This is a genomic window from Eudoraea sp. (assembly GCF_049669105.1).
Lineage (GTDB): Bacteria > Bacteroidota > Bacteroidia > Flavobacteriales > Flavobacteriaceae > Eudoraea.
On the sequence record NZ_JBATKE010000174.1, the window covers coordinates 1 to 6,310 of the forward strand.

A 6,310-nucleotide genomic window follows, 5' to 3' on the forward strand; every position below is an offset into this window, starting at 1 on the left:
GTACTTCTGGGCAAGCATCGTCTTTGTCATAGATTCCATCTCCATCTGTATCAGATCCACCAAATTTTATGGAAAGTCCCAACATATGTTGGAAATGTGGAAGTAAATAGTCTTCAAAAGAGTGCTTATACTGTGTTTGAAGAGTGAAACCAATGTTATCGTTCATCCAAACATTGGCACCTATACCTCCATTAATAGTACCGGCTCCAATATCAGCAACCCAGCTATAACCACCTCCAAATTCAACGAAGGGATCAATAGTTGTATTTTTTATAAAATTGTATTTAATAGTTCCATCCAAGCCATAGTAAGACAAATCGTCAACTGCAAGGTCACCAATTTTCTTAATACGGTTTAAAGAACCTCTAACGCCAACGGAGATACCATCACCAACGTAACGGGTAATTCCAACATAAGAGATGGATGGCAGGATGTTCCAGTGATCATTGGCATTGAAGAATTCGTTACCGAATGAACTTACTTTACCTGTTGGATAAAAGTCAACTGCGTTTACTCCAAATCCAATTTGCCAAGGATTATCTTCATCTTGCGCTTGTATGCTGTTAGAGGCCAATACTAATAGGCCAACAACTAATAATCTGCTAAGCTGTTTCATGTTCAAAATTTTAAGTTTAAGTGTTTATTTAGCTGCAAATGTAAGTTGTTAAAAATTATTAACAAAATCAATTTCCTATTTTTTTTAAGGCTTTTTTAAGGTTAAAACCAGGATTCAGATAATTTTTAACTCTCTACCCACCTTTATAAAAGCATTGATGGCTTTGTCTAAATGCTCAATTTCATGAGCAGCAGACAATTGCACCCGTATTCTCGCTTTATCCTTGGGAACCACGGGATAAAAGAAACCAATAACATAAATACCATTTTCAAGCAACATATTTGCCATTTTTTGTGATAATTTGGCGTCATAGAGCATTACAGGTACTATTGCTGAATCGCCATCAATAATATCAAATCCGGCTTTTTGCATTCCTTTTTTGAAGTATTTTGTATTTTTTTCCAGCTTATCTCTTAAAGTGGTATCCGTTTCAAGCATTTCAAATACTTTAATAGAAGCTCCAACGATTGCCGGGGCAAGTGAGTTAGAAAATAAATATGGCCTGGATCGTTGTCTTAAAATATCAATAATCTCTTTTTTACCCGTTGTATAACCACCCATTGCACCACCTAAAGCTTTGCCCAGCGTTCCGGTAATAATATCTATCCTGTTCATTACCCCTTTTTCTTCCAAAGTACCTCTCCCGGTCTCCCCTATAAATCCGGTTGCATGGCATTCATCTATCATTACCATGGCATCATATTTTTCTGCCAGATCACATATTTTATCCAATGGCGCCAATAAGCCGTCCATAGAGAATACGCCGTCTGTAACAATTATTTTAAAACGAGCCTTATCTTTATTAGCCTGTATTAATTTAGTTTCCAGATCAACCATATCACTATTGGCGTACCTATATCGCTTGGCCTTACATAATCTAACACCATCAATTATCGACGCATGATTTAGGGCATCTGATATAATTGCATCTTCTTCTGAAAACAATGGTTCAAACACACCACCATTGGCATCAAAAGCCGCGGCATATAATATGGTGTCCTCTGTACCATAGAATTTGGCAATTCTGTCTTCCAATTCCTTGTGAATATCCTGGGTGCCACAAATAAAACGTACTGAAGACATTCCAAAGCCATGGCTATCAAGGGTTTCTTTGGCTGCTCTGATTACTTCGGGATGAGCGGATAAACCTAAATAATTGTTTGAACAAAAATTTATTACTTCCTGTCCGCTGGAAACTCTAATCACTGCTCCCTGAGCCGAAGTAATTATGCGTTCTTCTTTATAAAGTCCTGCGTCTTTTATTCCCTTAAGTTCTTCTTTTAAATATTCTTTAATTTTTCCGTACATAACTAATTAATGAATTCTGGTGTAATTTTTTTATCAATATAGACTATTATCTTATTTTCAACTAAATATCCCATGGTTTTCAGTGCATCGGCATAGGTGTATAATTGTTCATAATATTTTTGAGCTTTTTTCCCGGTTTTATAATCAATTATTGTGACCTTGTTATTATTAAACACCATGCGATCCGGTCTCAAAATTAGGCCATTTTCTGTTATAATTTCACTTTCATTCTTAACGTTATTTTCAGCTGTAAAGAACGATTTCAGTTTAGGATGCCAAATGATTTGTTGCACTGTTTCTTTTATTTGAGCCCCCTCTTCAACTTTAAGATCTCCTTTTCTGATCATATGGGCAATTGCGGAGTCAATATCGCTCTCGGTTTTAATAAGTCCCAGTGCATAGTGTATTACGTTGCCTTTTATAATTGCTTCTTCTCTTTTGCTGTCCCAAAGATTGCCAGACTGTGTAATGATATTAAAATTGGCATCATTCTTTTGAGTACATATAAAAGGAATATGAGGTTGCGCTTTAGGGAGGTGTCTTTCTTGTTCCTTTAATTCAGCTGATCCAAAGGAATATCTGACTTTATTTATATCCCAAATTCCTTGTGCTTTTAAAAAGTGGATAAATAATCCGGAATAGTTATCCAATCTAAATTCATTCTTAGCATTAAGAAGCATTTCTGTTATTATAATCAGCCTATCGACAGCTCGTGTAAGTGCTACATATAGTAGGTTAAATGCATCCAATTCGAGTTTATGTTGTTCTTCTTCATAAATTGTTTTGGCTGTTTCTCCATAATGTAAAACTTCTGATTTCTTATTTATCAGTACTTCCTTAAATTCTTCAAAATCCTCAACAGGAAGCCACAACTTGGGTTCTAGTTCGTCATAAATTTTAGTGTTGGCAAAAGGATAAATGACAATTGGAAACTCTAATCCCTTTGCCTTGTGTATAGTCATTATCTGCACGGCATCTAAATTTTCGGGAGCTACAATACTCAGCCTCTCTTTCTTCTTTTCCCAATGGTCTAAAAATGAAGCGATACTGTTATCGTCCCTTTGTTCAGAATCAATGACTTCATCCATAAAGTAAGTCAGGTAAGCATCTGAATGCTCAACCAGCTTAAATTGTTTTATTGCGCATTCCAGGCCATCATATAAAGAGGTATACCTTATTTGTTCCATGTTAAAGTTGAAACCCTCTTTTAGTAGAGATGGCAAATCGTTTATATATTTTTGAATAAACTCATGTTTGTTTTCTCTGTTTGAGGCAAGAAAATATAGAACCTCATAGCAAATTTCTGAATCCTCGGGTGCGTTAATGTGCTTTAATAAATTGATTAGAAAGTTGACTTTTGGATTATTCTTCAGCAAAAGTGTCTCAGAAGAAATTATTGGAATATTTTGTTCTATAAGAAAATCGGCTAAAATTATACCATGCTTTCGTTTTCTTGTGAGAATACATATGTCAGCATAATTATACTTATCGACGCGTGCATCTTTAATTGCTCTCAAAACCTCGTTACAATACTCTAAATCCTTATTCTCCTTGGGCATTTTAATAAAATTCAAATCTACATATCCACCTACTTTATCAGTAAAATCTTGTTTATTTCCATCCGTAAAAAGTGAATTGTATTGCGGACTAGCAAGGAAAGGACTGGTAACTGTAAAAAAGGCGTTGTTGAATTTTACAATCTCCTCTCGGCTTCTATAATTTGTTTCCAGAGTTCTGATATGTGGTTCTACCACAAAAGGATTTGTTTCTTTGTTAATCAGGTTCAGAAATTGTTCTGCGCGTCCACCACGCCACCTGTAGATGGCTTGTTTTACATCGCCAACCAATAATAAGGTACCCATATTGCCCTGTTCATCTTCGCTTTCGAGTGCATTACTTATTAAAGGAACGAGATTCTCCCATTGCATTTGTGAAGTATCTTGAAATTCATCAATAAAGTAATGACGGTATTTTTCGCCCAATCGTTCATAAATATAGGGTGCGGGTTGGTTACGTATTTCATCTGAAATAATCGTATTAAATGAGGATATTGGTATCTGATCCCGTTCTGACTGAATTGTTTTAATTTCTTGATGGATGGCATTTAAAACTGTTAACGGCACAATATTTAAATAAGCATTCCGTAAAAAGGCTCTATCATAGATCCTTTTTTTAATTTCTAAAAAATATTTTTGAAGGACGAATACCAATTCCGTATTAGGAGCCTGAAATCCTGATTTAAAAATTTTACCTTCCTTTAAATTATTTTCTAATTGGTTACTGTAAAGTTTAGCAGGATTAAATTCCAAGTCATAAATTTTAGTAAAATGGTTGGGCAAGGTTTGCCTGGGAAATACTTCCAAATCAATACCGGATTCGGCTATTGTTTCTGAAGCTTGCTTTGCAAGGTCTTTAACTTCATCCTCTATATGGGTGATTCTTTTTTGAATTAATTTTTTGAGAATTAAAAAATCCTGAGGACTTTTGTTTTTTAATAGGTCAAGATGATAAGATTGATTTTCCTCAAATAACAATTTACCCATTTTAGTAAGGTCATACGCTATGTCCCAACTTTTATCGTCTTGAATTTTTTCCAAAGCAAAGTCGATCAGAACTTTTGTTAAAACCTTATCCGTTCCGGCTTTATTTATTAACCGATCAATTCCTTCGATTAATAAAAGGTCAGTATCCAATACAACTTCAAAATTCTGAGGAATTTTAAGGTCTTTAGCGAAGGTTCTAATAAGCCGGTGTGTGAATTTATCGATGGTCGATATATCAAAAAAAGCATAATTATGCAGGATTTGCTTTAATGTGATGCTAGCCCTTTTTTGTAAATGATCATGTTCAATATTTAGATCCTTGGCTAATAATCGAAATAAGGTGGAAGTTTTTTCAGGATTTTCAGGATGACTAAATTCGAATAGACTATCAAGAATGCGACTTTTCATTTCGTTGGCAGCCTTATTGGTAAAAGTGATTGCTAGGATTTGATTAAAACTATTTGAATTTTCTGTGGAAAGTGCAATTTTTAGATATTCTTGAACCAGTTTAAAGGTTTTCCCCGATCCGGCCGAAGCATTGTAGATATTAAATGAGCTGCTCTGCACTAATTTTTTATTGCAAATTACATAATCTTAAAGAGTTCTTAACAAATAATTAGGCCAATATATATGTTAAATAGAGTAACTTTGAGTGACTCTAATTATTAACTTAAAACGTTTAGAAATGGCATTTGAATTACCAAAACTACCATATGCATATGATGCATTAGAACCTTATATTGACGCAAGAACTATGGAGATACACCATACAAAGCATCACAATGGCTACACTACGAATCTTAACGCGGCCATTGAAAACACAGATCTTGCAAATAAATCTATTACAGATATATTGAAAAATTTAGACATGTCCAATCGTGCGGTCCGCAATAATGGAGGAGGTTATTACAATCATTCCTTATATTGGGAAATAATGTCCCCTGATGGCGGAGGTGAACCTAGCGGAGACCTTGCTGCAGCTATCAATCAGGCCTTTGGTTCTTTTGATGCCTTTAAGGAAGTTTTCAGCAAAGCTGCGGCGACAAGATTTGGGTCTGGTTGGGCTTGGCTTTGTGTACATAAGGGAGGCAAGGTAGAAGTTTGCTCAACACCAAATCAAGATAATTCATTGATGCCTGGAACCGGATGTGGAGGCCACCCAATTTTGGGGTTGGATGTTTGGGAACACGCCTATTATTTAAATTATCAAAATAGAAGGCCAGATTATATTAGTGCCTTTTTTAATATTATCAACTGGGATAAAGTTGCTGAGTTGTACAGTTCAAATATGTAAGTAACAATTAGACTTTAATTCAAAATTTATTTGAAATTAAACCTCCTTAATTACTTAAGGAGGTTTTTTTATTCCATAGAAAAGGGCGGAGAAGCCTCCACCCTTTTCGTCCCAAATCTTACCATAAACTTAACCTACTTATGCTATGGCATTACTAAATTACTGGTATTGTGAGAAATAACAAAGAAATTTTGGTAAATTTTAGGCTTTCAACTAATGCTACAGGCTGGATCAGGAAGAAAAATATTGACTTTAGAAGTTATAATTTACTGAGAATCAGAAATAAAAAAGGCAGGTTTGCACCTGCCTTTTTCCCCAAATCTTACCATGAACTTAACCTACTTATGCTATGGTCCTCCAAATGTAAACTAATAGTATTGGTGTTCATTAAAATTTTGGCTAAACTTCTTTTTAATCGGTTGAAATGCGCTACCTGATATTTTATTATAAAAGGGGTAAAGTTGAATTATATGTGAAAGGAGATATTTGGAGAGGGCATATAAAATAAAAAGGCAGGTTTGCACCTGCCTTTTTCCCCAAATCTTACCA

At 34.9% G+C, this 6,310-nt stretch carries 3 protein-coding genes and 1 pseudogene; 1 reads left to right on the plus strand and 3 read right to left on the minus strand.

The genetic code is table 11. The features are described 5' to 3' along the window. The 3 genes and pseudogenes from WBM60_RS13655 to WBM60_RS13665 form a co-directional block, all read right to left on the minus strand. Positions 1-616: pseudogene (locus WBM60_RS13655) on the minus strand (OmpA family protein); the annotation flags it as partial. A gap of 114 nt (positions 617-730) precedes the next feature. Further along, positions 731-1,924, minus strand: a complete 1,194-nt coding sequence (gene kbl / locus WBM60_RS13660) for a glycine C-acetyltransferase (protein ID WP_424283197.1) — start codon at positions 1,922-1,924, stop codon at positions 731-733. 2 nt (positions 1,925-1,926) lie between these two features. Further along, on the minus strand, positions 1,927-5,034 hold the full coding sequence (locus tag WBM60_RS13665) for a UvrD-helicase domain-containing protein (RefSeq protein WP_424283198.1): 3,108 nt from the start codon (positions 5,032-5,034) through the stop codon (positions 1,927-1,929). A gap of 118 nt (positions 5,035-5,152) precedes the next feature. Here WBM60_RS13665 and WBM60_RS13670 point away from each other — a divergent pair, with 118 nt between their 5' ends. Further along, positions 5,153-5,761, plus strand: a complete 609-nt coding sequence (locus tag WBM60_RS13670; protein ID WP_424261659.1) for a superoxide dismutase — start codon at positions 5,153-5,155, stop codon at positions 5,759-5,761. Positions 5,762-6,310: the final 549 nt, after the last annotated feature.